Source organism: Pseudomonas fluorescens (assembly GCF_001307155.1).
GTDB lineage: Bacteria > Pseudomonadota > Gammaproteobacteria > Pseudomonadales > Pseudomonadaceae > Aquipseudomonas > Aquipseudomonas helvetica.
The window spans coordinates 120,927-146,464 of the sequence record NZ_CP012830.1; the positions used below are offsets into that span (position 1 = coordinate 120,927).

The following is a 25,538-nucleotide window of genomic DNA, read 5'->3' on the forward strand; positions in this document are numbered from 1 at the left end:
TGAGTCGCGAACGTCCCTTTAATCGCACCGCTTCCTGTGGGAGCGAGGTGACTCGCAGAATCTCAGACACAAGGATTTCACATGATTGCTCTGCCATGGCTCTATCTGGCACTCCTCTCCATCGGCTACGCACTGGCCCTGATCTACAGTCACCTCGGCTGGCTGGCGGCCATTTCCGTCGGGTTGTTAGCGTTTGCCGGCTTTGCCGTTCGCCAACCACAGATCCAGGTCGGCCGCGTCCTGGGTCACGGCCTGTTCGTTTTCCTGGCGGTAGCGCTGGCCATGCACTGGCTTCCCGGTTTCTACAACGGTCGCGGTATCGGCCCGGAACGCTTCAGCGCGGATGCCGTGCCGTTTTCCATGTACCTGAATCTGGACAAACCACTGATTGGTTTCTGGCTGTTGCTGGTGTGCCCGTGGATTGTCGGTCGCCGCTCCCTGCGTCTTTCACTGTATGCCACCGCCGCGGCACTGACCTTGAGCGCGCTGGCCGCTCTTGGTGGTGCGCTGCTGCTGGGTATGATCAGTTGGGCACCGAAGTGGCCCGATAAAGCCTGGCTCTGGGTGCTGAACAACCTGCTGCTGGTGACGCTGGTCGAGGAGGCGCTGTTTCGCGGTTACATCCAGGGCGGTTTGAGTCGCTGTCTGAAGAACCTGCGCTACGGCGAACACCTCGCCCTGCTTGGCGCCACAGTGTTGTTCGGTCTGGCGCACCTCGGCGCTGGCTGGCAATGGGTACTGCTGGCGAGCCTTGCCGGGTTCGGTTATGGGCTGGCGTACCGTTTCGGTGGGCTGGGGGCCGCCATCGCCACGCACTTTGGCTTGAATCTGCTGCACTTTGGCCTCTTTACCTACCCGATGCTGGCGGGTTGAAGATCTAGGAATGTGCGCCAGCGCTGAATATTGAAAAAATAATTTCAATTTATTCCTGGTACTGCCGACACCCTGTCAAAGCCTTGCGGATTGAAAAAGCCATGCGTAATAACCAGCCCATTACACAACGCGAACGGACCTTTCCGGCTCAGCAACGGTTGATTTCCACGACCGATGCCAAAGGCGTGATCACCTACTGCAACGATGCTTTCGTCGAAATCAGCGGGTTTTCTCGTGAAGAGCTGATCCGTGCACCGCACAACCTGGTCCGTCACCCCGACGTTCCACCTGCGGTCTTCGCGCACATGTGGGGCACACTGAAACAAGGCTTGCCATGGATGGGCATTGTCAAGAATCGCTGCAAGACCGGTGACCACTACTGGGTTAACGCCTATGTCACACCGGTATTCGACGGCAATCAGGTGGTCGGTTACGAGTCGGTGCGGGTCAAGCCCAGCGCCGAGCAGATCCGCCGCGCCGAAGCACTCTACCAACGCATCAATCAGGGCAAGTCGGCGATTCCTCAAACAGACAAGTGGCTGCCGGTGCTACAGGACTGGTTGCCGTTCATTCTGGTCAGCCAGCTGAGCTTCATGATCGGCGCCACACTCAACTCGCAGTGGGGTTTTGCGCTGGCCGCCGGCCTGTCCGTGCCGCTTGGCCTGCTGGGCTTGAGCTGGCAACAGCGAGGCCTCAAGCGCTTGCTGCGCCTGGCCGAGCAGACCACATCCGACCCGCTGATTGCGCAGATGTACACCGACAGCCGCGGCGCTCAAGCGCGCCTGGAAATGTCGATCCTCAGTCAGGAAGCGCGTCTGAAAACCTGCCTGACTCGCCTGCAAGACACCGCCGAGCACCTGAACGAGCAAGCTCGACAGTCCGACACCCTGGCGCACAAAAGCTCGACCGGCCTGGAACGTCAGCGCGTCGAGACCGAGCAAGTGGCGACCGCCGTCAACCAGATGGCCGCCACCACCCAGGAAGTCGCCAGCCACGTGCAACGCACCGCTGACGCGACCCAGGAAGCCAATCGCCTGACCGGTCGTGGCCGTGACATCGCTGGTGAAACCCGTGACGCGATCCAGCGCCTGTCGGTGGTGGTCGGCGAAACCGGCCTGACCGTGACCCAACTGGCCAAGGACAGCGACGAAATCGGCGGCGTGGTCGACGTGATCAAAGGCATTGCCGACCAGACCAACCTGCTGGCCTTGAACGCCGCCATCGAAGCGGCTCGTGCCGGTGAGATGGGCCGTGGTTTTGCGGTGGTTGCCGACGAAGTAAGGCAACTGGCGCAACGCACCAGTGAATCGACCGGGCAGATTCACACCCTGATCGCCAAGCTCCAGCAGACCGCCAGCACCGCGGTGCAAACCATGGAAGCCGGTCACCGTCAGGCTGAGGAAGGCGTGGCGCGGGTTCTGGAAGCCGATCAGGCTCTGGTGGGTATCAGCGAAGCGGTGGCCAACATCACCGACATGACCACCCAAATCGCTGCCGCGACCGAAGAGCAAAGTGCAGTAGCCGAAGAGATCAGCCGCAACATCAGCACCATTGCGCAACTGGCCGACCAGACCTCGGAACAGGCACAGAACTCGGCGTTACTGAGTGAAGAGCTGACCAAAACCGCGAATACCCAGTATTCGTTGGTAGAGCGGTTTAACCGCTGATCGTTGCTGGCAAATACAAAAACCCGGGAGGTGATGCTTCCGGGTTTTTTATTGCCAATGCAAAGACGATGTCGACTATGGCGCAGCCATCGCGGGCAAGCCTTGCTCCTACAGGTATGTATCGTGCCCAAATCATCAGGCAACCCTAAAACCTGCAGGAGCAAGGCTTACCCGCGATGAGGCCCTGACTGCCACCACAAAAACTCACAGGAGAAATGCTGCAACCTTGCTGGCCGCAGCCGCCAAATGCTGTTCATGAGTAAAGCCCGAAGCCTTCAACGGCTTCAAATCATGATCGCCAGCCACCAGCCAGAACACCTCGATACTCGACGCTAACGTATAACCCTCGACCGCCTCACGATTCCCCAACGCATCCCGCTCACCTTGCACAATCAGCGTCGGGGCTTTGAGCCCGGCCAGATGCTCGACTCGCGGCTTCTCCGGTTTGCCCACCGCGTAAAACGGATATCCCAGACACACCAGCGCATCCGCGCCCAGCTCATCGGCCAGCAAACTGGCCATGCGCCCGCCCATGGACTTGCCGCCAATGGCCAGACGCCCAGCGACATGGCGTCGCACCACGGCATACACATCACGCCAGCATTCGAGCAATTTGGGCGTCGGATTCGGTGGACGCTTGCCACCGTCGATGCGCCGTTGCGCCATGTACGGAAACTCGAAACGCAACACGTTGACGCCAAGCCCGGCAAGGCGCGCGGCGATGTCGCTCATCCAGTCACTGTCCATCGGTGCGCCGGCGCCATGGGCGAGAATCAGCGTCGCCGATGCCGGCACCGAGGCGGCGTCCCACAGCCATCCGCGATCCTGCACGCACTGCGCCCATTGATCCCCGTCAATACTGGCCTTGTGCTGTTTGTCCATGCTTGCCTCGCTTTTAATCTGCCTATAACTCCAGGCGAAGGGAGCGTCATCGCCTCGCGCGGACGCTTTCACTTCGGCTGAACCGTGGATGGGGAACCATGAACACTTCTTTAAGTACCGCCTATAACTACAAGGTGGTCCGCCAATTCGCCATTATGACGGTGGTGTGGGGCATCGTCGGCATGGGGCTCGGGGTTTTTCTCGCGGCTCAATTGGTCTGGCCTGAACTCAACTTCAATTTGCCCTGGACCAGCTTCGGCCGTTTGCGCCCGCTGCACACCAACGCGGTGATCTTCGCGTTCGGCGGCTGCGCCCTGTTCGCAGCCTCCTTCTATTCGGTGCAACGCACCTGCCAGACGCAGCTGTTCGCGCCGAAAATCGCCGCATTCTGCTTCTGGGGCTGGCAGTTGGTCATTGTCCTGGCCGCCATCAGCCTGCCGCTGGGCTACACCACTTCCAAGGAATACGCCGAGCTGGAATGGCCGATCGCCATTTTGATCGCCATCGTCTGGGTCGCCTACGGCGTCGTGTTCTTCGGCACACTGATGAAGCGCAAGACCAAGCACATCTACGTCGGCAACTGGTTCTTCGGTGCGTTCATCATCACCGTGGCCATCCTGCATATCGTCAACCACGCCTCCCTGCCGGTGAGCTGGACCAAGTCCTACTCGGCCTACGGCGGTGCGACGGATGCCATGGTGCAGTGGTGGTACGGGCACAACGCGGTAGGGTTTTTCCTCACCGCCGGTTTCCTCGGGATGATGTATTACTTCGTGCCGAAACAGGCCGAACGCCCGGTGTACTCGTATCGCCTGTCGATCGTGCACTTCTGGGCACTGATCACCCTGTACATCTGGGCCGGCCCGCACCACTTGCACTACACCGCGCTGCCGGACTGGGCGCAGTCGCTGGGCATGGTGATGTCGCTGATCCTGCTGGCACCGAGCTGGGGCGGGATGATCAACGGCATGATGACCCTCTCGGGCGCCTGGCATAAGTTACGCAGCGACCCGATCCTGCGTTTCCTCGTGGTGTCCCTGGCGTTCTACGGCATGTCGACCTTCGAAGGGCCGATGATGGCGATCAAGACGGTCAACGCCCTCTCCCACTACACCGACTGGACCATCGGCCACGTACATGCCGGCGCACTCGGCTGGGTGGCAATGATTTCGATCGGCGCGCTGTACCACATGATCCCGAAAGTCTTCGGCCGCACGCAGATGCACAGCCTCGGCCTGATCAACGCGCACTTCTGGCTCGCCACCATCGGCACCGTGCTCTACATCGCCTCGATGTGGGTCAACGGCATCGCCCAGGGCCTGATGTGGCGCGCGGTCAACGAAGACGGCACGCTGACCTACTCCTTCGTCGAAACCCTGGTGGCCAGCCACCCAGGCTACGTCGTGCGACTGGTGGGCGGCGCGATCTTCTTCAGCGGCATGCTGCTGATGGCTTACAACACCTGGCGCACCGTGCGTGCCGCACAGCCAGCCGAAGTCGCCGCCGCGGCGCAGATGGCCTGAGGAGTCCGCCATGAAACACGAAACGATTGAGAAAAACGTCGGCCTGCTGTTGCTGCTGATGGTCTTCGCGGTGAGCATCGGCGGTCTGACCCAGATCGTCCCGCTGTTCTTCCAGGACGTCACCAACAAGCCGGTCGAAGGCATGAAGCCTTACACCGCGCTGCAGCTTGAAGGTCGCGACATCTACATCCGCGAAGGTTGCGTGCAATGCCACTCGCAGATGATTCGCCCGTTCCGCGCCGAGACCGAGCGCTACGGCCACTACTCGGTAGCCGGTGAAAGCGTCTGGGATCACCCGTTCCTGTGGGGCTCCAAGCGCACCGGTCCGGACCTGGCCCGGGTCGGCGGTCGCTACTCGGAAGACTGGCACCGGGCGCACTTGTACAACCCGCGCAACGTCGTGCCGGAGTCGAAGATGCCCGCCTACCCATGGCTGGTGGCCAACGCGCTGGACAGCAGCCACACCAAAACCAAGTTGCAGGTCATGCGCACCCTCGGCGTTCCGTACACCGACGAAGACATTGCAGGCAGCGTCGAAACGCTCAAGGGCAAGACCGAAATGGATGCGCTCGTCGCCTACCTGCAAGTGCTCGGCACTGCGATCAAGAGCAAGAGGTGAGCCATGGCCATGTTCTTTGAAATAAGTAGCGGAATGATCCGCGGCCTGGGCACCGTCGTCGTCTTCATAGCCTTCGTCGGCCTGACACTGTGGGTGTTCAACGGCAAACGCAGCCCGGATTTCGCCGAAGCGCGCCTGCTGCCCTTTGCCGATGAACCGCAACCCGACGACACCACCAGCCAAGAAACAGCAACAACAAGGAGTACCCGGCCATGACCACCTTCTGGAGTACGTGGATCTGCGTACTGACCATTGGCAGCCTGATCGGCCTGACGTGGCTGCTGATCGGCACCCGCAAGGGTGAAACCAAGGGCAGCGTCGACCAGACCATGGGCCACAGCTTCGACGGCATCGAGGAGTATGACAATCCGCTGCCGCAGTGGTGGTTCATGCTGTTCGCCGGGACCCTGGTGTTTGCCGTCGGCTACCTGATCCTTTATCCGGGCCTGGGCAACTGGAAAGGCGTACTGCCCGGCTATCAGGACGGCTGGACCCAGACCAAGGAATGGGACCGGGAGATGGCCAAGGCCGACGCCAAGTTCGGGCCGATCTACGCCAAATTCTCGGCCATGCCCGTGGAAGAAGTCGCCAAGGATCCGCAAGCGCTGAAAATGGGCGGACGCCTGTTTGCCTCCAACTGCGCGGTCTGCCACGGCTCGGATGCCAAGGGCGCGTTTGGTTTCCCCAACCTCGCCGACAACATCTGGCGTTGGGGCGGCAGTGCCGAAACCATCAAGACCACGATCATGGGCGGACGCATGGCGGCCATGCCGGCCTGGGGTGACGTACTGGGTGAGACCGGGGTGAAAAATGTCGCGGCGTATGTGCGTCACGAACTCGCCGGCCTGCCGTTGCCAGCCGACAGCGGTGCTGACCTGCAAGCCGGACAGCAAACGTTCAGCACCACTTGCGTAGCCTGTCACGGTGCAAACGGCCAGGGCACGGAACTGATGGGGGCGCCAAACCTGACGCAACCGGCAGGTTTCATCTACGGCACCAGCCTGACGCAACTGCAACAGACCATTCGCCATGGTCGCCAGGGTCAGATGCCGGCGCAGCACGAACTGCTCGGCAACGACAAGGTGCAACTGCTGGCCGCGTATGTGTACAGCTTGTCTCACAGCCCGAACGCCGAGCGTTTGCAGGCTGAAAGCAAAACCGAATAAATCTTCACTGCCCAACTGCTGCATTCACCCGAATGCGGCAGTTCCCTGCTCCTTTGCGACGCATTGTCGCACCCCTCAATTGGTCTGCCTTTCGGTTCGGTGGATTCGCGTCTACGCTTGCTTCGAAGCGGACTGGCAACAGCCGGTCAAAGGTCAACCGTACACGATGCGTTCGACGAATCTGTTCGATGACAGGCCGCAAAGGCTGGTAGATACCGGCTGTCGCGCAAATTGCCGTCTGTCACCTGCCCGCCTCGTTTGAACACACCCAGTTACACCTGACCCGACCCCCTCGCCTTTTTGGTCCGCCGAGACATTTTGTCCATGGGCAATTTTGTCCCTACGCGGAGCATGGAAAGGCCGCAGAATCAGCTTTTGAAAGCATTGACGCAGGTCATGGCGCGTTGCAATGACCCCCCGCTTTCTCCATACTTGCGACCGATTTTTATCCCTAATAAAACACCTAAACCGTGGAACCTTAGAATGAGCACAGCAATCAGTCCGACTGCTTATAACTATAAGGTAGTCCGCCAGTTCGCCATCATGACGGTGGTCTGGGGGATCCTTGGCATGGGGCTCGGTGTCTTCATCGCCTCACAACTGGTCTGGCCGGAGTTGAATTTCGGCCTGCCGTGGACGACGTTTGGACGCCTACGCCCGTTGCACACCAACCTGGTGATTTTCGCCTTCGGTGGTTGTGCACTGTTTGCCACTTCCTATTACGTCGTGCAGCGAACCTGCCAAACGCGACTGATTTCCGACAGCCTCGCCGCCTTCCACTTCTGGGGTTGGCAAGCGGTGATCGTCGGCGCGATCGTTACCTTGCCGCTGGGTTACACCACCACCAAGGAATACGCGGAACTGGAATGGCCCCTGGCTATCCTGCTGGCTATCGTCTGGGTCACCTACGGCCTGGTGTTCTTCGGTACCATCGTCAAGCGCAAGACCAAGCACATCTACGTCGGCAACTGGTTCTACGGTGCCTTCATCGTCGTGACGGCGATGCTGCACATCGTCAACCACGCGTCCTTGCCGGTCAGCTTCTTCAAGTCCTACTCGGCGTACGCCGGTGCGACTGATGCCATGATCCAGTGGTGGTACGGCCACAACGCGGTAGGTTTCTTCCTGACCACCGGCTTCCTGGGGATGATGTACTACTTCGTGCCGAAACAGGCCGAGCGTCCGATCTACTCGTATCGCCTGTCGATCGTGCACTTCTGGGCACTGATCACCCTGTACATCTGGGCTGGCCCGCACCACCTGCACTACACCGCACTGCCGGACTGGGCTCAGTCGCTGGGCATGGCGATGTCGATCATCCTGCTGGCGCCAAGCTGGGGCGGCATGATCAACGGCATGATGACCCTGTCGGGCGCCTGGCATAAGCTGCGCACCGACCCGATCCTGCGCTTTTTGGTCGTGTCCCTGGCGTTCTACGGCATGTCGACCTTCGAAGGCCCGATGATGGCCATCAAGACTGTCAACTCGCTGTCTCACTACACTGACTGGACCATCGGCCACGTACACGCCGGTGCCTTGGGCTGGGTAGCGATGATTTCGATCGGTGCGCTGTACCACATGATCCCGAAAATCTTCGGTCGTGCGCAGATGCACAGCATCGGCCTGATCAACACGCACTTCTGGCTCGCGACCATCGGCACCGTGCTCTACATCGCTTCGATGTGGGTCAACGGTATCACCCAGGGCCTGATGTGGCGTGCAATCAACGATGACGGCACCCTCACCTACTCCTTCGTTGAAGCCCTGCAAGCCAGCCACCCTGGTTTCATCGTTCGCGCCCTTGGCGGTGCGTTCTTTGCCAGCGGCATGCTGTTCATGGCGTACAACGTGTTCCGCACCGTACGCGCCTCGAATCCGGAAGATGCTGAAGCCGCCGCTCAGATCGCTGTCGTTGGAGCTCACTGATGAAGCATGAAGCAGTCGAGAAGAATATTGGCCTGCTGGCCTTCTTCATGGTCATCGCCGTCAGCATCGGCGGCCTGACCCAGATCGTCCCGTTGTTTTTTCAGGACGTGACCAACAAGCCGGTTGAAGGCATGAAGCCACGCCCGGCGCTGGAACTTGAAGGCCGTGACATTTTCATCGCCAACGGTTGTGTCGGCTGCCACTCGCAGATGATCCGTCCGTTCCGTGCTGAAACCGAACGTTATGGCCACTACTCGGTAGCCGGTGAAAGCGTCTGGGACCACCCGTTCCTGTGGGGCTCCAAGCGTACCGGTCCGGACCTGGCCCGCGTTGGCGGTCGTTACTCCGATGACTGGCAGCGTGCGCACTTGTACAACCCGCGCAACGTGGTGCCAGAGTCGAAAATGCCGGCTTACCCGTTCCTCGTGGAAAACAAGCTCGACGGCAAGGACACCGCGAAGAAAATGGAAGTCTTGCGCACCCTCGGCGTTCCTTACACCGACGAAGACATCGCCGGTGCAAAAGATGCCGTGAAGGGCAAAACCGAAATGGACGCGCTGGTGGCCTATCTGCAAGGCCTGGGCACCATCATCAAAAGCAAACGGTGATTTAGATGGATATCGGGATGATTCGTGGCCTGGGCACCGTTGTCGTGATGGTTGCCTTTATCGGTCTGGCGCTGTGGGTGTTCAGCCCCAAGCGCAAATCGGAGTTTGAAGACGCGACCTTGCTGCCTTTCGCGGATGATCCCGAAGCCATCAAGCACGTCGAGCAAGCTTCTAGGAGTAACAAAGAATGACTACGTTCTGGAGTCTGTACGTCACAGTCCTCAGTCTGGGTACCATTTTCGCCCTGACCTGGCTGCTGCTGTCGACCCGCAAGGGCCAGCGCGCCGAGCAGACGGATGAGACGGTTGGCCACGCCTTCGACGGGATCGAGGAGTACGACAACCCGCTGCCGAAATGGTGGTTCATGCTGTTTGTCGGCACCATCATCTTCGCCCTCGGCTACCTGGTGCTGTACCCGGGCCTGGGCAACTGGAAAGGCCTGCTGCCGGGTTACGGCTACCTCGACAACGAGAAGCAGACCGCGTTCGCCAACGGCCAGTCCGGCTGGACCGGCGTTCACGAGTGGGAAAAGGAAATGGCCAAGTCGGATGCCAAGTTCGGTCCGATCTTCGCCAAATTCGCAGCCATGCCCATTGAAGAAGTTGCCAAGGACCCACAAGCCCTGAAGATGGGTGGCCGCCTGTTCGCCTCCAACTGCTCGGTTTGCCACGGCTCCGACGCCAAAGGCGCTTACGGCTTTCCTAACCTGACCGACGAAGACTGGCGTTGGGGCGGCGAGCCACAAACCATCAAGACCACCATCATGGGCGGCCGTCACGCGATGATGCCGGCTTGGGGTGAAGTGATCGGCGAGCAAGGCGTCAGCGACGTTGCCGCGTTCGTGCTGACCAACCTCGATGGCCGCAAGCTGCCGGAAGGTGCCAAGGCCGATCCGGTTGCCGGCCAGAAGATTTTCGCTGCCAACTGCGTGGCTTGCCACGGTCCGGAAGGTAAAGGCACCCCAGCCATGGGCGCACCTAACCTGACCCACCCGGCCGCGTTCATCTACGGTTCGAGCTTTGCTCAACTGCAGCAGACCATCCGTTACGGCCGTCAGGGCCAGATGCCTGCGCAAGAACAGCTACAAGGCAACGACAAGGTTCACCTGCTGGCCGCTTACGTCTACAGCCTGTCTCACGGTGAGAAAGCTGCTGACGCCGAGTAAGGCAAACGCGTGATCGCACTAAAAACGGCCCCGCCAGTGATCTGGCGGGGCCGTTTTCATTTCCGTCATTCATTTGCCTACTTCAAGACCGGGATGACCTGATCGAGCTTTCGGCTTGGCCAGTTACTGTTGCGAACAACGCTGACCGCCAGCGACTGCCGATCAGCGGTAAAACTGGCAATCAGATAAGTTTGTTGGGAGGCAGAGCCGCTTAGAAAGACCGGTACATCACCAAAGTACTGTGACTTGCCCCAATCAAAGTAAGTCCCTGCGCCCCAGTGATCATGCCCACCAAAGACCACCGTTACCTTGTATTTCTCGACGATATGTTTGAATCTCGAAATCTGCTCGTCGTTGCCGTCCCACTGATAAACCTTGTGCATATTCAGAATAATGATTTTGCCCTCCTCTCTCGCCCTCTTTAAATCCCGCTCCAGCCAGTCAAGCGCAGGGGTAATTTCAAACGTTGTCGGAGCAAGTGGATTGCCGGAGGTAAAACTGACGGTATAGGTCGGTTCATTATTCAATTGAACCATGTGCACATCACCGATATTTTTCGAGTAAGCGAGGCTGCCATAAAAGATCGTCCCCACGCCCGAACTTCTTGCCGCCAGATCCATGGATTCGACTTTTCCCCAGTAGCGATCCTTGAGGTCGTTGACACTGCCAGCCGCACAGCTATTCAGGAAACAGTCGTCCACGTTATTGGCATAGTCATGATTACCCAGCCCGAAATCATATAGCCCCTCCAGTTTATTCTCGAAAACCGACTTCATGTATGAACGTTCGCCACCATGACCAAAGGCTGTGATATCACCGTTAATCATCACCGGTATGCGGGATGCGCCGCCATTCAACTTCCTGAAACTTGAAATATCGGAGTACTGCAACTCTATCAGCTCTTTTGAGCGCGCCTCCTTGTTGGGATCCGGAAGATTATCATCCGTGAGATCAGTCCAGGGGTATTGCGAATCCGATACAAACACCATATGGCGCGGCGTCTCTGCCGCCGAGGCGCCATAGACCACAGGGATAACCAACGCCAGTGCAAGGCACACCAGCCACACACGCTCTTTATATAAAGTCATAGAAGTCCATTTCCATCGATAGTTAACAGCCACTCCATAGCGGCAACTGCAAAATATATCGCCCCTTGATAATTAACAAACTACCGACCTCTACAGATCAACAGCAGATATTTCCAACATCCACAGACACTCGCACACTTCAAAACACTCACTAAAAAATGTTCTATATAGTCCAGCGCAAATGAATGTCAGACAGTGGAAGGAGGAGGATGAGGGAATCGGACTCGGTACGCCCCTTGCAGGCGCGCGGTAGTAACCCTGGGCGGACGGATAGCTATACTCAACAAGTCAATTGATCTGCATCACGATTTGTTACATTTGCTACACCATCTACGAATTTCCACCAACGCGACCAAAGGTCGCACCCTTGAGCTAGAGCGACAGGCGTATCATTACGCCACTGCAACACCCTTTTTGACCGCGGTCGGCACGTACTGACCGAGGCATTTTTCCACTGCCGTGGGATGCAATGATGAGCAACCAGATTCCGGTACACGACGTCACCCCGCCTGCCAAGAACGCAAATAACAGCGTCGATCTCTACGCCTCTCGGGAAAAAATCTACACCCGCGCCTTCACCGGCCTGTTCCGCAATTTGCGGATGGCGGGCGGCACCGCGTTGTTCCTGCTATATTTCGGCACGGTCTGGCTCAATTGGGGCGGTCACCAGGCGGTCTGGTGGAACTTGCCGGAGCGCAAATTCTTCATCTTCGGTGCGACCTTCTGGCCGCAGGATTTCATCCTGCTGTCCGGCCTGTTGATCATCAGCGCCTTCGGCCTGTTCTTCATTACCGTGTATGCCGGACGCATCTGGTGCGGCTATACCTGCCCGCAAAGTGTCTGGACCTGGATTTTCATGTGGTGCGAGAAGGTCACCGAAGGCGACCGCAACCAGCGCATCAAGCTCGACAAGGCGCCAATGAGCGCCAACAAGTTCTTGCGCAAACTCAGCAAACACACGATGTGGTTGTTGATCGGTTTCGTCACCGGCATGACCTTTGTCGGCTACTTCTCACCGATTCGTGAACTGACGATCGACTTCTTCACCGGCCAGGCTGATGGCTGGTCGTATTTCTGGGTCGGCTTCTTCACCCTCGCCACTTACGGCAACGCCGGCTGGTTGCGCGAACAGGTGTGCATCTACATGTGCCCTTACGCGCGCTTCCAGAGCGTGATGTTCGACAAGGACACGCTGATCGTCTCCTACGACCCGCGCCGCGGCGAAGCCCGTGGTCCGCGCAAAAAAGGCATCGACTACAAGGCTCAGGGCCTGGGCGACTGCATCGACTGCACCATGTGCGTTCAGGTGTGCCCGACCGGCATCGACATCCGTGACGGCTTGCAGATCGAGTGCATTGGCTGTGCCGCCTGCATCGATGCCTGCGACAGCATCATGGACAAAATGGACTACCCGCGCGGGCTGATCAGCTACACCACCGAGCACAACCTGTCCGGGCAAAAAACCCATAAACTGCGTCCGCGCCTGATCGGCTACGCGCTGGTGTTGCTGGCCATGATCAGCTTGCTGATCACCGCGTTCTTCATGCGCTCGCTGGTCGGCTTCGATGTCAGCAAGGACCGTGTGCTGTACCGCGAAAACGCCGAAGGCCGGATCGAGAACGTCTATAGCCTCAAAGTCATGAACAAGGACCAGCGCGACCACACTTACGTGCTGGAAGCCTCAGGACTGCCGGATCTCAAGTTGCAAGGCAAGCGCGAGATCAAGGTGGCTGCTGGCGAAATCTTCAGCATGCCGGTCGAGCTGTCGAGTGCACCGGAACAACTGCCGTCCAGCACCAACGAGGTGAAATTCACCCTCAAGGATGCCGACGACAACAGCGTCCACGTTGAAGCCAAGAGCCGATTCATCGGCCCACAAATTCGTTGAGAGAAGTCATCATGCCCGCAGCAACTGCCACCAGCCCTTGGTACAAGCACCTCTGGCCATGGATCATCATCGGGATTCTGACCTGTTCGGTGACCCTGACCTTGTCCATGGTGACCATTGCCGTGAAAAACCCGGATAACCTGGTCAACGACAATTACTACGAGGCGGGCAAAGGCATCAACCGTTCGCTGGACCGCGAGTTGCTGGCCCAGACCCTGCTGTTGCGCGCCAACGTGCATCTGGATGAGGTGACCGGTGAAGTCGACGTACGCCTGACCGGCAACAGCACGCCAGCGACCCTCGAACTGAACCTGATCTCGCCGACCCAGCCGGATAAAGATCGCAAGATCACCCTGACCCGCAGCGCGGCCGAACCGGGTCGTTATATCGGCCAGTTGACCGACAAGATCGAAGGCCGGCGCTTCGTCGAGCTGCTGGGCAGCCAGGACGATCACGTGTGGCGCCTGTTCGAAGAAGAACAGATCGGCCACGACAAGCATTTGCTGCTCGGTGACGAACCGCTGCAAGGCGCGGAAGATCTGAAGCAGTAACACCTGTGCTCTGTGGCGAGGGAGCTTGCTCCCGCTGGGGCGCGAAGCGCCCCCGAACCCTGCAGACCGGTTCGTTCAGGCCTATCGCGGGCGCAGTTTGACGACTGCTTCACCCGAACGCGGACCGACCGACGGGAGCAAGCTCCCTCGCCACAATAGTTCTCATGGCAACAAACATGACCACTCCGCTCCCCTGCTACCACTGCGCCCTGCCCGTTCCCTCCGGCAGCCGGTTTACCGCCGTCATCCTCGGCGAAACCCGCGAACTCTGCTGTCCGGGTTGCCAGGCCGTGGCCGAGGCGATTGTCGCGGGCGGGCTGGAGCACTATTACAGCCATCGCAGCGAGGCTTCGGCCAACCCTGAAGCCTTGCCGGTGCAACTGGTGGACGAACTGGCGCTGTATGACCGCGCCGACGTGCAACAACCGTTTGTTCGCCACGACGGCGAGCTCGCTGAAACCACCTTGCTGATGGAAGGCATCAGCTGCGCGGCCTGCGGCTGGCTGATCGAGAAACATCTGCGCAGCCTGCCGGCCGTGGCCGAGGCGCGCCTGAACCTGTCCAACCATCGCCTGCACGTGCGCTGGGCCGACAGCCAGTTGCCGTTAAGCCAGCTGCTTAGCGAACTGCGTCACATCGGTTATGCCGCCCACCCCTACCAGGCCGACCGCGCCAGCGAACAACTGGCCAGCGAAAACCGCCTGGCCCTGCGCCAACTGGGCGTCGCCGGCTTGCTGTGGTTCCAGGCAATGATGGCGACCATGGCCACCTGGCCGGAATTCAATATCGACCTCAGCCCCGAGCTGCACACCATCCTGCGCTGGGTCGCTCTGTTCCTGACCACGCCGATTGTGTTCTACAGCTGCGCGCCGTTTTTCAAAGGTGCGATGCGCGACCTGCGCACCCGCCACCTGACCATGGACGTTTCCGTGTCGCTGGCCATCGGCGGCGCCTACCTCGCCGGGATCTGGACCTCAATCACTGGCGTCGGCGAGCTGTATTTCGACGCGGTCGGGATGTTTGCGCTGTTTCTATTGGCGGGCCGCTATCTGGAGCGCCGCGCCCGTGAACGCACCGCCGCCGCCACCGCGCAATTGGTGAACCTGCTGCCCGCATCGTGCCTGCGCCTGAGTGCGGACGGCCAGAGCGAGCGCATCCTGCTCAGCGAGTTGCGTCTCGGTGACCATGTTTTGGTGCACCCCGGCGCCATCCTCCCGGCCGACGGAAAAATCCTCGATGGCCAGTCGAGCATCGATGAGTCGCTGCTGACCGGTGAGTACCTGCCGCAACCCCGGACGCTCGGCGATGCGGTGACGGCCGGCACCCTGAATGTCGAGGGCGCACTGACCGTCGAAGTGCTCGCGCTGGGCCAGGACACTCGCCTCTCGGCCATTGTCCGCCTGCTCGATCGCGCCCAGGCCGAGAAGCCGCGACTGGCAGAAATTGCCGACCGCGCTGCGCAGTGGTTCTTGCTGTTGTCGCTGATTGCCGCTGCTGCCATCGGTTTGCTCTGGTGGGAGCTGGATGCATCCCGTGCCTTCTGGATCGTGCTGGCGATGCTGGTCGCGACCTGCCCCTGCGCCTTGTCACTGGCCACGCCGACCGCACTCACCGCCGCCACCGGCACCTTGCACAAACTCGGCCTGCTGCTGACCCGCGGCCACGTGCTGGAAGGCCTGAATCAAATCGATACGGTGATTTTCGACAAAACCGGCACGCTCACCGAAGGTCGCCTGGCCTTGCGTTCCATTCGAGCACTGGGCGCGCTTGACAGCGATCAGTGCCTGGGCCTCGCCGCCGCCCTCGAAAACCGCTCTGAACACCCGATCGCCCGCGCCTTTGGCCGAGCGCCGCTGGCCGCCGAAGAAGTCCTCAGCACCCCGGGATTGGGCCTGGAGGGCCTGGTTGGCGAACAACGCCTGCGCATCGGTCAGCCGGCGTTTGTCTGCGAACTCAGCGGCTGCGCTGTGCCGGCAATCCCGGATGAAGCCGGTCAATGGCTGTTGCTTGGCGACAGCCATGGTGCGCTGGCCTGGTTCGTGCTCGACGACCGCCTGCGCAACGACGCACCGGCGCTGCTCGCAGCATGTAAAGCACGCGGCTGGCGCACGTTGCTGCTGTCCGGCGACAGCTCGCCGATGGTTGCCAGTGTCGCCGCCGAGTTGGGTATCGACGAGTTCCGCGGCGGCTTGCGCCCGGATGACAAGCTGCAGGTGCTCAAGCAGTTGCACCAGCAGGGCCGCAAGGTGTTGATGCTCGGCGACGGGGTCAACGACGTGCCGGTGCTGGCCGCCGCCGACATCAGCGTGGCCATGGGCTCGGCCACCGACCTGGCGAAAACCAGCGCCGATGCGGTGCTCCTGTCCAATCGTCTCGACGCCTTGGTGCAAGCCTTCAGCCTGGCCGGGCGTACACGTCGGGTAATCATCGAGAACCTGCTGTGGGCCGGGCTGTACAATGGCTTCATGTTGCCGTTCGCCGCCCTCGGCTGGATCACTCCGGTATGGGCCGCAGTCGGCATGTCGATCAGTTCGCTGACCGTGGTACTCAATGCACTTCGCCTGACTCGCATGCCGAGCCAGCCAAGCGCCAGCGCCACGCCAGTCACCCGCCCGCTACCGGTTTGATCCGGTCAGGCATGGAGTCCAGATGCCAGCTCTTTATGTGATGATCCCGGCAGCGCTGCTGATCGTCGCCATCGCCATTTACATTTTCTTCTGGGCGGTCGACAGCGGTCAGTACGACGACCTCGACGGTCCGGCCCACAGCATCCTGTTCGACGACCAGGACCCGAGCCATCAGGCGGCAGTCGACGAAGCCAGCGGTCACTCGCCGACCGATCCGGCCAAGCCGAACGACAAGGCCCCGCCTCATGATTGAGTTGGCGCCACTGCTGGTTTCTGCGGTGATCCTTGGCCTGCTCGGCGGCGGGCATTGCCTGGGCATGTGTGGCGGGTTGATGGGCGCGCTGACCCTGGCGATTCCCAAGGAACAGCGCAGCCGGCGCTTTCGCCTGTTGCTGGCGTACAACCTCGGGCGGATTCTCAGTTACGCCACTGCCGGCCTGCTGATCGGCCTGGCGGGATGGGCGGTGGCCAACAGCCCGGCGGCGATGTTCATGCGCATCCTCGCCGGCTTGCTGCTGATCGCCATGGGCCTGTACCTGGCCGGCTGGTGGAGCGGCCTGACCCGCATCGAAAGCCTGGGACGTGGCCTGTGGCGCTACATACAACCCGTTGCCAACCGTTTGTTGCCGGTGTCGAGCCTGCCGCGTGCGTTGCTGCTCGGCGCACTCTGGGGCTGGCTGCCGTGCGGTTTGGTCTACAGCACGCTGTTGTGGTCTGCCAGCCAGGGCAATGCCATCGACAGCGCGTTGTTGATGCTCGCGTTTGGCCTTGGCACCTGGCCGGTTTTGTTGGCCACTGGCCTTGCGGCCGAACGGGTCACGGCGTTACTGCGCAAACGTAGCGTGCGCATGACCGGTGGTTTGTTGGTGATCCTGTTTGGCATCTGGACCCTGCCGGGACCGCATCAGCATTGGTTGATGGGGCATTAGATCGGCGGCACGCCGCATACCTGTAGCAGCTGCCGCAGGCGGCGTTCGGCGGCGAAGCCGTCGTAAAACCTCCACCTCGCTGTCTCAGTGAAACCGCATGCATCGTATTTGCGAGGACTACGTCCTCGAACGCCGCCTGCGGCAGCTGCTACAAAGGGCCGCACCACTTCCGGTTACCCTTGATGCAAATCAAGATGCCCCAACGTCGCACCCCCTAGACTCGCCACCACTGCCAGCCTATCCGGGGGAATGCCCGCATGCTCGACGCCATTCGTTGGGACACAGATCTGATCCGCCGTTACGACCTGGCGGGACCACGCTACACCTCGTATCCGACCGCGGTGCAATTCAACAGCCAGGTCGGTACTTTCGATCTGTTCCATGCCCTGCGCGAAAGCCGCAAGGCCCTGCGCCCACTGTCGCTGTATGTGCACGTGCCGTTCTGCGCAAACATCTGCTACTACTGCGCCTGCAACAAAGTCATCACCAAGGACCGTGGCCGCGCCCTGCCCTACCTGCAGCGCCTGGAACAGGAAATCCAGCTGATCGCCTGCCACCTGGACCCTAACCAGAAAGTCGAGCAACTGCATTTCGGTGGCGGCACTCCGACCTTTCTCAGCCACGACGAACTGCGCCAGTTGATGGCGCAACTGCGCAAGCACTTCAACCTGCTGGACGATGACTCTGGCGATTACGGCATCGAGATCGACCCACGCGAAGCCGACTGGTCAACCATGGGCCTGCTGCGCGAGTTGGGTTTCAACCGGGTCAGCATCGGCCTGCAAGACCTTGACCCGGCCGTACAGCGTGCGGTCAACCGCCTGCAGAGCCTGGAAGAAACCCGCGCAGTGATCGAGGCGGCGCGGACCCTGCAGTTTCGCTCGATCAACATCGACCTGATCTACGGCCTGCCCAAGCAAACCGCCGAGAGCTTCGCCCGCACCGTGGACGAAGTCATCAACCTGCAACCGGATCGGCTCTCGGTATTCAACTATGCACACCTGCCCGAACGTTTCATGCCACAGCGGCGAATCAACAGCAGCGACCTGCCGGCCCCCGCCGAAAAGCTGAACATGCTTCAGCGCACCATTGAGCAACTGACCGCCGCCGGTTATCGCTACATCGGCATGGACCATTTCGCCCTGCCGGATGATGAACTGGCCATCGCTCAGGAAGAGTCGACGCTACAACGCAACTTCCAGGGTTACACCACGCACGGTCATTGCGACCTGATCGGTCTTGGCGTGTCGGCCATCAGCCAGATCGGCGATTTGTACTGCCAGAACAGCAGCGACCTGAATCAGTACCAAAACACTCTGGCCAGCGCGCAACCGGGCACCAGCCGTGGTTTGCTGTGCAACCAGGACGACCGTCTGCGGCGGGCAGTGATTCAGCAATTGATCTGCACATTCAGTCTGGCATTCGCCCAGATCGAGCAGGCTTTCAACATTGATTTTCGCGGCTACTTCAGCGATCTCTGGCCGCAGTTGCAGGCCATGGCCGAGGATGGCCTGATCGAACTCGACAGCGAAAAAATCGTGGTCCTGCCGGCCGGAAGGTTACTGGTCCGTTCGGTGTGCATGGTCTTCGATGCCTACCTGGAACAACAGAATCGCCAACGTTTCTCTCGGGTAATTTAAGACACCACAGGCTGGCTTCGACGTCATTGCGTGGGTTACCCTTACGTCTTATGTGTGTTTCCCCACAAGGATCTAAGAAATGTCCGAGCCAGTTAAACTGCGCGCTCACAGCCAGGCACATTGCAAGGATTGCAGCCTGGCACCCCTCTGCCTGCCACTTTCTCTGAATCTGGAAGACATGGATGCGCTGGACGATATCGTCAAACGTGGTCGCCCGCTGAAAAAAGGCGAGTTTCTGTTCCGTCAGAGCGATCAGTTCGATTCCGTTTTTGCAGTACGCTCCGGCGCGTTGAAAACCTTCAGCCTGAGCGATGGCGGCGAAGAACAGATCACCGGCTTCCACCTGCCGAGTGAACTGGTGGGCTTGTCGGGCATGGACACCGAGAGTCACCCGGTTTCAGCCCAGGCACTGGAAACCACCTCGGTGTGCGAAATTCCTTTCGAACGTCTCGATGAACTGGCCCTGCAACTGCCACAGTTGCGCCGCCAATTGATGCGCGTGATGAGCCGCGAGATTCGTGACGATCAGCAGATGATGCTGCTGCTCTCGAAGAAAACCGCTGACGAGCGCATTGCCACGTTCCTGGTCAACCTGTCGGCGCGCTTCCGCGCACGCGGATTCTCTGCCAACCAGTTCCGCCTGAGCATGTCGCGCAACGAAATCGGTAACTACCTGGGCCTCGCCGTGGAAACAGTGTCCCGGGTGTTCACGCGCTTCCAGCAGAACGAGCTGATTGCCGCCGAAGGCAAGGAAGTGCACATCCTCGACCCGATCCAGCTGTGTGCACTGGCCGGTGGCTCGGTCGAAGGCTGACGTTGCGATTGCGGCTGAGCGAACCCGCCCGGCCGCAGTTATACTTCGCCGTTTGTAGCCTGCCAGGACACCTCGACGATGGTCATCGACTCCTTCGACATCAAATCCCTGATCCGCCCCGTGATCGATTTTCCAAAGCCGGGCGTGATCTTTCGCGACATCACCCCGCTGTTCCAGTCCCCGAAGGCCCTGCGCCTGGTGATGGACAGCTTTGCGCACCGCTATGTCGAGGCTGACTTCACGCACATCGGCGCCATGGATGCGCGCGGCTTCCTGATCGGCTCGATCCTCGCCTATCAGTTGAACAAGCCACTGGTGCTGTTTCGCAAGCAAGGCAAACTGCCGGCTGACGTACTGTCCGAGGGGTATCAGACCGAGTACGGCGAAGCTTTTCTTGAAGTTCACGCCGACAGCCTCTGCGAAGGCGACTCGGTGCTGATCTTCGATGACCTGATCGCCACTGGCGGTACGCTGATCGCTGCGGCCAACCTGATTCGGCGCATGGGCGCGCGGGTTTTCGAAGCCGCGGCAATTATCGACCTGCCGGAACTGGGCGGCTCCCAGCGCCTGGAAGACATGGGCATCCCGACGTTCTGCCTGACACAGTTTTCGCTGAACGAAAGATAAGTCGGCGTCGTCACCGACGCCCTCGCGGGCAAGCCTTGCTCCTACGAAAAGCACCGTCTCCTGTAGGGGCAAGGCTTGCCCGTGATGGGGTCGCCGCCACACCGAGCCGCTCAGACCAGATCAAAGCCCCATCTGCTTGCTGATGATCTCGTTCATCACTTCCCGCGTACCGCCGCCAATGGACAGGATCCGGCTGTCGCGGTACAGCCGCTCCACCAGGCTTTCACGCATGTAGCCCAACCCACCGAGAATCTGCACCGCGTCGCTGGTGATGCGATCGGCCGTGTCGGTGGCAACATTCTTGGCCATGGAAATCTCCTTGATCACACTCTGCCCCGCCGCCATTTTCGCTGCCTGGCGATAGGTGAACTCCCGGGAGACTTCCAGCGCCGTGGCCATCTCCGCCAAGCGATGCTTGAGCACCTGAAACTTGCCAATCGGCTTGCCGAACGCTTCGCGCTGCCGGGCCCATTTCAGGCTTTCTTCCAGCGCCAGTTGCGCAGTCATGTTGGCCATCAATGCCAACGCCAGGCGCTCGTTTTGAAAGTTACCCATGATGCAGGCAAAGCCCATGTTCTCGACGCCGATCAGGTTGCCCACCGGCACACGGCAATCATCGAAAAACAGCTCGGCGGTATCCGACGCCCACCAGCCCATTTTTTTCAGCTGACGACCGACAGTGAATCCTGGCATGCCCTTCTCGATCAGCAGCAGGCTGATGCCGCCAAATCCCGGCTCACCGGTGCGCACCGCGACGGTATAAAAATCCGCGCGAACACCGCTGGTGATAAAGGTTTTGCTGCCACTGACCCGGTAATAATCCCCGTCACGCACGGCGCGGGTTTGCAGGTTGGCCACATCGGAGCCGCCGCTGGGCTCGGTAACTGCCAGCGCGCTGATTTTTTTACCGCAAAGGACTTGCGGCACCACTCGCTCGCGCACCTCGGACCTGGCCCATTTGAGGATCGGTGGCAGGCCGATGTCCAGCGAGCCCAGCCCCGCCACCAGCCCGCCAGAACCACAGCGCATCAGTTCTTCAGTGGCGGCGATCTTGGCGAACAGATCACCTTCGTGGCTGCCACCCAGCGCTTCGGGATAGCCAATCCCGAGAATGCCCGCTGCACCGGCCTTGAGGTAAAGCTCACGAGGAAAGCCCTCGGCCTCCTCCCACTGATCGATGTCCGGAAGAATCTCGCGCTCGACGAAACGTCGTACGCTGTCACGGACCAACTGATGGCCAGGGTCGAAGTATTCCTGAAAGGCAGGCATCGGCGAGCTCCACTGAAGGTTCAGCGAACTTACCAAGCGCTTGCTTGGTTTTCAAGATGTCCGAAACTTTCATGTGGCGAGGGAGCTTGCTCCCGCTGGGTTGCGAAGCGACCCTAAATTCAGCCACCGCAAGTATTCGGATGTAACGCGATTGCCGGATTACGACCGCTTCGCGGCCGAACGGGAGCAAGCTCCCTCGCCACAGTTACAACACGATTGGCTTACGCCCCGCGAAGGAGTGGGCCAATGTCCCGCCATCCACCAGTTCAAGCTCGCCACCCAACGGCACACCATGGGCGATGCGTGAAGCAATCAGGCCTTTATTGCTGAGCAACTGGGCGATGTAGTGCGCTGTCGCTTCACCTTCAACCGTCGGGTTGGTGGCCAGGATGACTTCAGTGAACGTACCCGCCTCTTCGATCCGCGCCAGCAATTGCGGAATGCCGATGGCTTCCGGCCCCAGGCCGTCGAGTGGCGACAAATGCCCCTTGAGCACGAAGTAGCGACCGCGAAACCCGGTCTGCTCCACGGCGTAAACATCCATCGGCCCTTCGACCACGCACAGTAAGGTGTCGTCGCGGCGAGGGTCCGCGCATTGCGGGCACAGATCGTCTTCGGTCAGTGTGCGGCACAGCCGGCAATGGCCGACCCCTTCCATGGCCTGGCTCAGGGCCAGCGCCAGCCGCGAGCCGCCGCTGCGATCACGCTCGAGCAGTTGCAACGCCATACGCTGGGCGGTTTTCTGACCGACACCGGGCAAGGTGCGCAAGGCGTCGATCAGTTGGCGAATCAAAGGGCTGAAGCTCATGGGGGAAACGTCCGACATATCAACAAGACGCGGTTTATACCCGCGCCTCTGGCCAGCGTCAAATGCTCATCTGCAGCAATGATTTTGCTTTCACTGTGGCGAGGTGGCTTGCCCCCGTTCGAGCGCGAAGCGGTCGCAATCCAGACAATGCTACGCTCCTGAAAGAACACGATTGCCTGAATTACGGCTGCTTCGCAGCCGAACGGGGCGGTGCAGCGTTCCGACAAGCCCCCTCGCCACAAAAACGAACTTTGTGTCACAGAAACAAAAATGCCAGGCGCGATGCCTGGCATTTTTGTAGACCATCCGACGCGTCAGCGAATCAGAATGGCAGTTTCATGCCCGGCGGCAGTTGCATGCCTGCGGTCATGCCGGACATTTTGTCCTGGCTGTTGGCTTCGATCTTGCGGACGGCGTCGTTGACGGCGGCGGCGAACACGGCCTCCAGCATCTCCTTGTCGTCCTCGCTCAGACCTTCGACCAGGCTTGGATCGATGGTCACGCGCTTGACGTCGTGACGACCGGTCATCACCACGGTGACCATATCGCCACCGGCTTTACCGGTGACTTCGGCGTTGGCCAGCTCTTCCTGCATCTTGGCCATTTTTTCCTGCATCTGCTGCGCCTGCTTCATCAGGCCGGCCATGCCACCTTTCATCATGGGAATCACCTCAAAAGTACTTGGATCAAAACAGCGCCCGGCCCAGTGGGCCGAACACCTTCAGTTATTAGCCCTGGCTGACCAGAGCCTCGACAGGTTCAATAGTATCGTTACGGATCACCGCGCCGAACTGTTGCATCATTTGCTGGATGAACGGATCGCCGTGGATCGAGTCCTCAGCCTCGCGCTGGCGGTCGGCACGTCGACGCGAAGCCGCCTGGGCCGGGGTTTCCTGCTCAGGCTTGATCAGCTCGATGCTCACCGTCAGGGTGCGCTGGTGATATTGGTTCAGCGCATCGTTCAGCCGGCGTTGTTGTGTTGCGTTGAACAGCGCGCTGTGGGCCGGGTCCAGGTGCAGCAACCAGTGGTCGCCATCGACGGCGATCAGTGTGCAGTTGGCGGCGATGCTGCCGGTCATGCCGGAAATCGGTAATTTCGGGAACAGCTCCAGCCATTGCAATGCCAACCCTGTGGCCGGCATCGCAGCCGGTTCAGGTTCGGGGGCCGGCGCGGGTTCTGCGGCGTGCTCACTGGCCAGCTCATCGAGGTAACTATAGGCCGAATCCATGTCCGGCTCGATGTAGTCCTCGTCCAGCGGCGGCTCGTCATCCAGGTCCATTCCCGGCGTGGCGGCGTCGATATCAGCCACCGACGGCTCGGGAATCGGCGCGGCGGCCCATTCCGGCGCATCGGGTACAACGCTGTCCGGAGTCGGCGTCGGCATTGGCGTCAGGTCAGGCTGCTCGGCAGTCGTCTCCAGCACCGGCTCGACAGCCGGTTGCTGGACGATCTCAGGCTCTACCGGATCGTTCCAGGGCAAGTCGACGACTTCTTCGACAATGGCCACGGGTTCAGCCACCGCTTCGACCATCGGCGCAGGCACGACCACCGGAGCAACAGGCTCAGGTGCCGGCGCTGGTGCAACCACCTCGGCAACCGGTTGAAGCGGCGCCGCGGCAGGCGCAGCGGTAACGGGTGCGGGCGCGATTACCGGCGCAACACGCGGTGCGCCAGCCACTGAGTTTGCGGAATCAACTGTGGCCTGGCTGATCCCCACTGGCTTTAGCGGCTGCCTCGGCGCGTCTGCAGTGTCTGCCGGGCGGAACGCGAGCATTCGCAGCAAGACCATTTCGAATCCGCCGCGCGGGTCCGGCGCCAGCGGCAAATCGCGGCGACCAATCAAGCCCATCTGGTAATAGAACTGCACGTCTTCGGCTGGCAAGGCCTGAGCCAGCGCCAACACCCGGTCGCGGTCGCCATGACCGTTATCGACGCCTTCAGGCAAGGCCTGGGCAATCGCGACGCGGTGCAGCACGTTAAGAATTTCCGACAGCACGCCATTCCAGTCCGGGCCCTGCTCTGCCAGATGCCGCACCGCTTCGAGCAACGCCTTGGCGTCGCCATCGAGCAGCGCGTGCAGGACATCGTAGACCTGACCATGATCAAGCGTACCGAGCATCGCCCGCACGTCGGCCGCCATGACCTTGCCTTCACCGAAGGCGATGGCCTGGTCGGTGAGGCTCATCGCATCGCGCATCGAACCGTCGGCAGCGCGGCCCAACAGCCACAGCGCATCGTCTTCGAACGGCACATTCTCGACGCTCAGCACATGGGTCAAATGCTCGACCACGCGCTCCGGCGTCATGTTTTTCAGCGAGAATTGCAGGCACCGCGACAGAATCGTTGCGGGAAGTTTCTGCGGGTCGGTGGTCGCCAGGATGAACTTGACGTAGGGCGGCGGCTCTTCGAGGGTTTTCAACAGCGCATTGAAGGAATGGCTGGAGAGCATGTGCACTTCGTCGATCAGGTAGACCTTGAAGCGCCCACGGCTCGGCGCGTACTGCACGTTATCGAGTAGCTCACGGGTGTCCTCGACCTTGGTCCGGCTCGCGGCGTCGATCTCGATCAGGTCGACAAAGCGCCCTTCATCGATTTCGCGGCACACCGAGCACTCGCCACACGGCGTCGAAGTGATACCTGTCTCACAGTTCAGACATTTGGCAATGATCCGCGCGATGGTGGTCTTGCCCACACCGCGGGTGCCGGTAAAAAGATAGGCGTGGTGCAGCCGCTGGCTGTCCAAGGCATTGATCAGAGCCTTGAGCACATGGGTCTGGCCGACCATTTCGCGGAACGAGCGCGGACGCCATTTACGTGCAAGAACCTGATAACTCATCGAAAACCGTCGCATCTGGGAAGCGGAAGCG

Annotated in this window: 24 protein-coding genes; 18 read left to right on the top strand and 6 right to left on the bottom strand. The window is 60.3% G+C overall.

Translation table 11 applies throughout. The features are described from left to right. Positions 1-81 precede the first annotated feature (81 nt). Positions 82-873 (top strand): CPBP family intramembrane glutamic endopeptidase, encoded by a 792-nt coding sequence (locus AO353_RS00570; RefSeq protein ID WP_054593202.1) that lies wholly within the window; start codon positions 82-84, stop codon positions 871-873. Between the two features lie 101 nt (positions 874-974). Next, positions 975-2,540 (top strand): methyl-accepting chemotaxis protein, encoded by a 1,566-nt coding sequence (locus AO353_RS00575; protein WP_054593203.1) that lies wholly within the window; start codon positions 975-977, stop codon positions 2,538-2,540. 204 nt (positions 2,541-2,744) lie between these two features. Here AO353_RS00575 and AO353_RS00580 read toward each other — a convergent pair whose 3' ends face one another. After that, the gene (locus tag AO353_RS00580) at positions 2,745-3,422 is read right to left on the bottom strand and encodes an alpha/beta family hydrolase (RefSeq protein WP_054593204.1); all 678 of its coding nucleotides are present in this window, start codon (positions 3,420-3,422) and stop codon (positions 2,745-2,747) included. Positions 3,423-3,520: 98 nt separating this feature from the next. On the opposite strand from AO353_RS00580, the gene ccoN (AO353_RS00585) reads away from it, so the two are divergent. The 8 genes from ccoN (AO353_RS00585) to ccoP (AO353_RS00620) all read left to right on the top strand — a co-directional run bounded on the left by ccoN (AO353_RS00585) (position 3,521) and on the right by ccoP (AO353_RS00620) (position 10,429). Beyond that, positions 3,521-4,945, top strand: coding sequence for a cytochrome-c oxidase, cbb3-type subunit I (gene ccoN / locus AO353_RS00585; protein WP_054593205.1), 1,425 nt, complete (start codon positions 3,521-3,523; stop codon positions 4,943-4,945). A 10-nt stretch (positions 4,946-4,955) separates the two neighbouring features. Further along, positions 4,956-5,564 (top strand): cytochrome-c oxidase, cbb3-type subunit II, encoded by a 609-nt coding sequence (gene ccoO / locus AO353_RS00590; protein ID WP_054593206.1) that lies wholly within the window; start codon positions 4,956-4,958, stop codon positions 5,562-5,564. A 9-nt stretch (positions 5,565-5,573) separates the two neighbouring features. Then, a complete protein-coding gene (locus AO353_RS00595; protein WP_054598145.1) occupies positions 5,574-5,780 on the top strand; it encodes a cbb3-type cytochrome oxidase subunit 3 in 207 nt (68 codons plus the stop codon). Then, entirely contained in the window at positions 5,777-6,730 is a 954-nt protein-coding gene (gene ccoP / locus AO353_RS00600; RefSeq protein ID WP_054593207.1) for a cytochrome-c oxidase, cbb3-type subunit III, read from the top strand. The genes AO353_RS00595 and ccoP (AO353_RS00600) overlap by 4 nt, the downstream gene beginning before the upstream one ends. Before the next feature lie 483 nt (positions 6,731-7,213). Continuing rightward, positions 7,214-8,656: a cytochrome-c oxidase, cbb3-type subunit I gene (ccoN, locus tag AO353_RS00605; RefSeq protein ID WP_054593208.1), complete on the top strand. Its 1,443-nt coding sequence runs from the start codon at positions 7,214-7,216 to the stop codon at positions 8,654-8,656. Next, positions 8,656-9,264 carry a cytochrome-c oxidase, cbb3-type subunit II gene (gene ccoO, locus AO353_RS00610; RefSeq protein ID WP_054593209.1) on the top strand — a complete coding sequence of 203 codons (609 nt, stop codon included), beginning with the start codon at positions 8,656-8,658 and terminating at the stop codon, positions 9,262-9,264. The genes ccoN (AO353_RS00605) and ccoO (AO353_RS00610) overlap by 1 nt, the downstream gene beginning before the upstream one ends. A 5-nt stretch (positions 9,265-9,269) precedes the next feature. Then, a complete protein-coding gene (locus AO353_RS00615) occupies positions 9,270-9,455 on the top strand; it encodes a CcoQ/FixQ family Cbb3-type cytochrome c oxidase assembly chaperone (RefSeq protein ID WP_003175465.1) in 186 nt (61 codons plus the stop codon). Beyond that, the gene (gene ccoP / locus AO353_RS00620; RefSeq protein ID WP_054593210.1) at positions 9,452-10,429 is read left to right on the top strand and encodes a cytochrome-c oxidase, cbb3-type subunit III; all 978 of its coding nucleotides are present in this window, start codon (positions 9,452-9,454) and stop codon (positions 10,427-10,429) included. The genes AO353_RS00615 and ccoP (AO353_RS00620) overlap by 4 nt, the downstream gene beginning before the upstream one ends. A gap of 77 nt (positions 10,430-10,506) precedes the next feature. Here the strand turns inward: ccoP (AO353_RS00620) and AO353_RS00625 are convergent, their stop codons facing one another. After that, complete coding sequence (locus AO353_RS00625; protein ID WP_054593211.1) at positions 10,507-11,517, bottom strand: metallophosphoesterase family protein; 1,011 nt, start codon at positions 11,515-11,517, stop codon at positions 10,507-10,509. A gap of 472 nt (positions 11,518-11,989) precedes the next feature. Here AO353_RS00625 and ccoG point away from each other — a divergent pair, with 472 nt between their 5' ends. The 8 genes from ccoG to AO353_RS00665 all read left to right on the top strand — a co-directional run bounded on the left by ccoG (position 11,990) and on the right by AO353_RS00665 (position 20,593). Further along, entirely contained in the window at positions 11,990-13,405 is a 1,416-nt protein-coding gene (gene ccoG, locus AO353_RS00630) for a cytochrome c oxidase accessory protein CcoG (protein ID WP_054593212.1), read from the top strand. Between the two features lie 11 nt (positions 13,406-13,416). After that, on the top strand, positions 13,417-13,956 hold the full coding sequence (locus AO353_RS00635) for a FixH family protein (protein WP_054593213.1): 540 nt from the start codon (positions 13,417-13,419) through the stop codon (positions 13,954-13,956). A 176-nt stretch (positions 13,957-14,132) separates the two neighbouring features. Next, on the top strand, positions 14,133-16,583 hold the full coding sequence (locus AO353_RS00640; protein ID WP_054593214.1) for a heavy metal translocating P-type ATPase: 2,451 nt from the start codon (positions 14,133-14,135) through the stop codon (positions 16,581-16,583). A gap of 22 nt (positions 16,584-16,605) precedes the next feature. After that, complete coding sequence (ccoS, locus tag AO353_RS00645) at positions 16,606-16,836, top strand: cbb3-type cytochrome oxidase assembly protein CcoS (RefSeq protein WP_054593215.1); 231 nt, start codon at positions 16,606-16,608, stop codon at positions 16,834-16,836. Then, positions 16,829-17,512 carry a sulfite exporter TauE/SafE family protein gene (locus AO353_RS00650; RefSeq protein ID WP_054593216.1) on the top strand — a complete coding sequence of 228 codons (684 nt, stop codon included), beginning with the start codon at positions 16,829-16,831 and terminating at the stop codon, positions 17,510-17,512. Before ccoS ends, AO353_RS00650 begins: the two co-directional genes overlap by 8 nt. Positions 17,513-17,769: 257 nt before the next feature. Continuing rightward, on the top strand, positions 17,770-19,152 hold the full coding sequence (hemN, locus tag AO353_RS00655; RefSeq protein WP_054593217.1) for an oxygen-independent coproporphyrinogen III oxidase: 1,383 nt from the start codon (positions 17,770-17,772) through the stop codon (positions 19,150-19,152). 79 nt (positions 19,153-19,231) lie between these two features. Then, positions 19,232-19,966 (top strand): fumarate/nitrate reduction transcriptional regulator Fnr, encoded by a 735-nt coding sequence (gene fnr / locus AO353_RS00660; protein WP_054593218.1) that lies wholly within the window; start codon positions 19,232-19,234, stop codon positions 19,964-19,966. A gap of 78 nt (positions 19,967-20,044) precedes the next feature. Continuing rightward, the gene (locus AO353_RS00665) at positions 20,045-20,593 is read left to right on the top strand and encodes an adenine phosphoribosyltransferase (RefSeq protein ID WP_054593219.1); all 549 of its coding nucleotides are present in this window, start codon (positions 20,045-20,047) and stop codon (positions 20,591-20,593) included. Positions 20,594-20,713: 120 nt separating this feature from the next. Here AO353_RS00665 and AO353_RS00670 read toward each other — a convergent pair whose 3' ends face one another. The 4 genes from AO353_RS00670 to dnaX form a co-directional block, all read right to left on the bottom strand. After that, the gene (locus AO353_RS00670; RefSeq protein WP_054593220.1) at positions 20,714-21,862 is read right to left on the bottom strand and encodes an acyl-CoA dehydrogenase family protein; all 1,149 of its coding nucleotides are present in this window, start codon (positions 21,860-21,862) and stop codon (positions 20,714-20,716) included. Between the two features lie 205 nt (positions 21,863-22,067). Then, positions 22,068-22,670 (bottom strand): recombination mediator RecR, encoded by a 603-nt coding sequence (gene recR / locus AO353_RS00675; RefSeq protein ID WP_054593221.1) that lies wholly within the window; start codon positions 22,668-22,670, stop codon positions 22,068-22,070. Positions 22,671-22,992: 322 nt separating this feature from the next. Then, positions 22,993-23,331: a YbaB/EbfC family nucleoid-associated protein gene (locus tag AO353_RS00680; RefSeq protein WP_008028561.1), complete on the bottom strand. Its 339-nt coding sequence runs from the start codon at positions 23,329-23,331 to the stop codon at positions 22,993-22,995. Positions 23,332-23,398: 67 nt separating this feature from the next. Next, positions 23,399-25,507, bottom strand: a complete 2,109-nt coding sequence (dnaX, locus tag AO353_RS00685; RefSeq protein ID WP_054593222.1) for a DNA polymerase III subunit gamma/tau — start codon at positions 25,505-25,507, stop codon at positions 23,399-23,401. Positions 25,508-25,538 lie beyond the last annotated feature (31 nt).